Below are 2,634 nucleotides of genomic sequence, written 5' to 3' on the forward strand. Positions count from 1 at the left end.
CTCCGCCGAAGCGGTCCCGGTGCTCGTCGATGAACGCTACGAGCGTGTGTGTGGCCGGTCGAGCTCGGCCGCGAAGAAACTCGCCGCAGCCTTCAGAATCTCGTTCGCCCGCTTCAGCTCGGCGATCTCCTTCTTCATCGCCTTGACCTGCGCGGACTCCTCCGTCGTCGTCCCCGGGCGGACCCCGCTGTCGACCTGGTCCTGGCGTACCCACTTACGCAGTGTCTCGGTCGAACCGATGCCGAGCTTCCCGGCGACCGCCTTGATCGCGGCCGACTCGTTCGGATAGTCGCTGCGGACTTCGGCGACCATGCGGACCGCTCGTTTGCGCAGCTCAAGGGGATAGGAGGAAGGGCGTGCCATGACTCGATCCTTTCACGAAATCGAGTCTCCATCGAACCCGGAACGGTTCACTGGGCGGCGTGGGGGCCATGCCGGTCCAGGGTGCTGAAGAGTTCGCTCTGGTTGGTGATGGTGCGTCGTGTCAGCTGTACCGGGCGGCGGCGGGAGAGGTGGTCCATCCGCTGGTCGAAGTCCAGCTGGTGGAGGAGGCTCTTGCCCAGCGCGGAGGCGTGGCCGGCGACACGGAAGTCGACCCAGTCGTTGACTCTGGGAGCGGTGGGCGAGTCGGAGCACTGGTCGACGCGGATCTCTCCGTCGCTGTAAGTGCCGATGTAGACGGCGGCTCCTGCGGCATCGCGGAGGCCGGCGAGGACCTTGCCGATGGTCTGGCCCGGGGTGGGAGTGTTCGCCATGGCCAGGCGGTGGCTGTGGGTACCGGAGGAGGCCTCATGCGCGATGAGGTGCAGGACGGGGCCGGGGGTGTATCCGCCGTCGTTCACGGTGGCGAGGAGTCCCTTGCCGCACAGCCAAACCAGTAGCCGCTCGATTACGGTGCGGGGCAGGCTGGTCTTGCGGCGCAGGTCTTCGGCGCTGACCGACCGTCCGGCGCCTCCGACGAGGTCGAGGACTTCGAGGACGCGCTGGACCGATTCCCAGGTGTTGGTGCGGCGGCTCTGCTGCGGCTGCTGCTGGATGGCGTCTGTAACGGAGGGTGTGCGCAGGGCGTTGGGCGTCCAGAGCCGGGGTGTGGGGAAGGTGGCTCGCAGGAGCTCGTCGCAGAACTCCCGGTCCTGTGCGCCGAGCGTCTCCTTTCCGGGCGGAAGGCTCAGCCGGCGGCGCATCAGCGCGCGTGCGTCACCGTGCCCGCAGCGCGCCGCCTCTGAGAGGAGGAACACGGCGCGGGGGGTGCCGGTGGGTCCCAGGGTGCGGCTGGCCACGACGGCCAGCCGGAAGAGGGCGCCGGGGTGTTCGTGATCGGCAGCGCGGCCGAGCCAGTGCGCGGCCTCATCGAGTTCACCGCGGCGCAGTGCGCGGCTGCCCAGCATGTAGCAGGTGTTGGCCGCTGCGCGCTCTTCCCACCAGGCCTGTTCCTCCTGGGGTGGTGCGGTGTCGGTGGCGCCCCAGTCGCCGTTGGGGCGGTCCCAGTAGTCCCCCGTTTCATCGGTGTCCGGCGTCGCGGTGAGCCCGGCCGGAGCGGCTGGCGCCCGCACTCCGCCGTGGTCGCCGTCGTGCCTGCTCACATCACTCACGTCCCATCTCATCGCCCCGCTGTTTCCCTTTTTCCACGCCGTCGCGGAGTTCCTTGAGGAACCGGGCGAGCTGCGTGCCCACCTGCGCGGCGGGTATCCCGAGTTCCAGCGCGATCTCGGTGTTCTTGTACCCGGCGAGGTGGAGCTTTCCGACATGCAGGCGCTGGCTCGGGCGCATCTGGTTGAGGACCGGGAGCACTTCGTCGTCGAGGCGCATGCGCGGCCCGTCGTCGGGGCGGCATGCCTCGACCCACGGCTCCAGGTCCTGCGCCGTCGCCAGCACCTCGTAGCGGCCGGACTTGCGCCACTGGTCGATGGTCCACTGCTCTGCTGCCAGGAGGAGGGTGTTCATCAGGCTCTCCGGCGCCTGTAGCGTTCCGTTGCGCAGGAGTTTTCGTAGGCGGCCTGGCTGGCGTCCTGGCACTGGGCCACCGTCATCGCGGGCCACTTGCCGCACAGTCTGGGGACCACCCGCTTGATGAACTCCGAGTGGATGTCCTTGAGCTGCTGCCTGAGCCCGCCGGAGCCCTCGTCGGAGCTCCCGTGCGGAGACGAGGCGTTCCCCCGGCCGTCACGGCCGGGCCTTCCGGGCACCATGACCACACGCACGGTCCACGTCTGTGGGGACCGCATGTGCACGGTGATACGCACGGTCGGTGCGCGGCCGGTTCCGGGCTCGGTTTCCACAGCCCGTCGGCGGGGCGCCGGGAGGCGGCCCGGCGACGCAGGGTGACCGCCCAGGGCTGATACCAGACGGCAGCCAGCGTGTGGACCGCACCCGCGACGGCTGTGATGTCGGCGGCCCAGTCGGTGGGCATCATGCAACTGCTCCCGATCTACGAAGAACCCGCGCGTGGTGCGCTGGTACCTCAGATACGGATGAGCGTGCTGGTCCATGTACAGGCGATAGAAATTCTTCGGAACCGATCTGTAGTGATCGGTTGGGTCCGTTCCCTCTTCGCCTGGCGCGGTCACTGTGTGGGGCCAGGCGGGGGGGGGTGGTGGTGGGGCGGGGGGACCGGGTGGTCCTCGCGCAGCATGC

At 69.0% G+C, this 2,634-nt stretch carries 3 protein-coding genes and 1 pseudogene; all 4 read right to left on the bottom strand.

The window, feature by feature from the left end; translation table 11 throughout:
• Positions 1–363: pseudogene (locus AB0469_RS40585) on the bottom strand (transposase); the annotation flags it as partial.
• A gap of 47 nt (positions 364–410) precedes the next feature.
• Positions 411–1,592: an IclR family transcriptional regulator C-terminal domain-containing protein gene (locus AB0469_RS40590; RefSeq protein WP_366456637.1), complete on the bottom strand. Its 1,182-nt coding sequence runs from the start codon at positions 1,590–1,592 to the stop codon at positions 411–413.
• Entirely contained in the window at positions 1,585–1,944 is a 360-nt protein-coding gene (locus tag AB0469_RS40595) for a hypothetical protein (RefSeq protein ID WP_366456638.1), read from the bottom strand. The genes AB0469_RS40590 and AB0469_RS40595 overlap by 8 nt, the downstream gene beginning before the upstream one ends.
• A complete protein-coding gene (locus AB0469_RS40600; RefSeq protein WP_366456639.1) occupies positions 1,944–2,225 on the bottom strand; it encodes a hypothetical protein in 282 nt (93 codons plus the stop codon). Before AB0469_RS40600 ends, AB0469_RS40595 begins: the two co-directional genes overlap by 1 nt.
• Positions 2,226–2,634 lie beyond the last annotated feature (409 nt).

The sequence above is a fragment of the Streptomyces sp. NPDC093801 genome, from assembly GCF_040701585.1.
Taxonomy (GTDB): domain Bacteria; phylum Actinomycetota; class Actinomycetes; order Streptomycetales; family Streptomycetaceae; genus Streptomyces.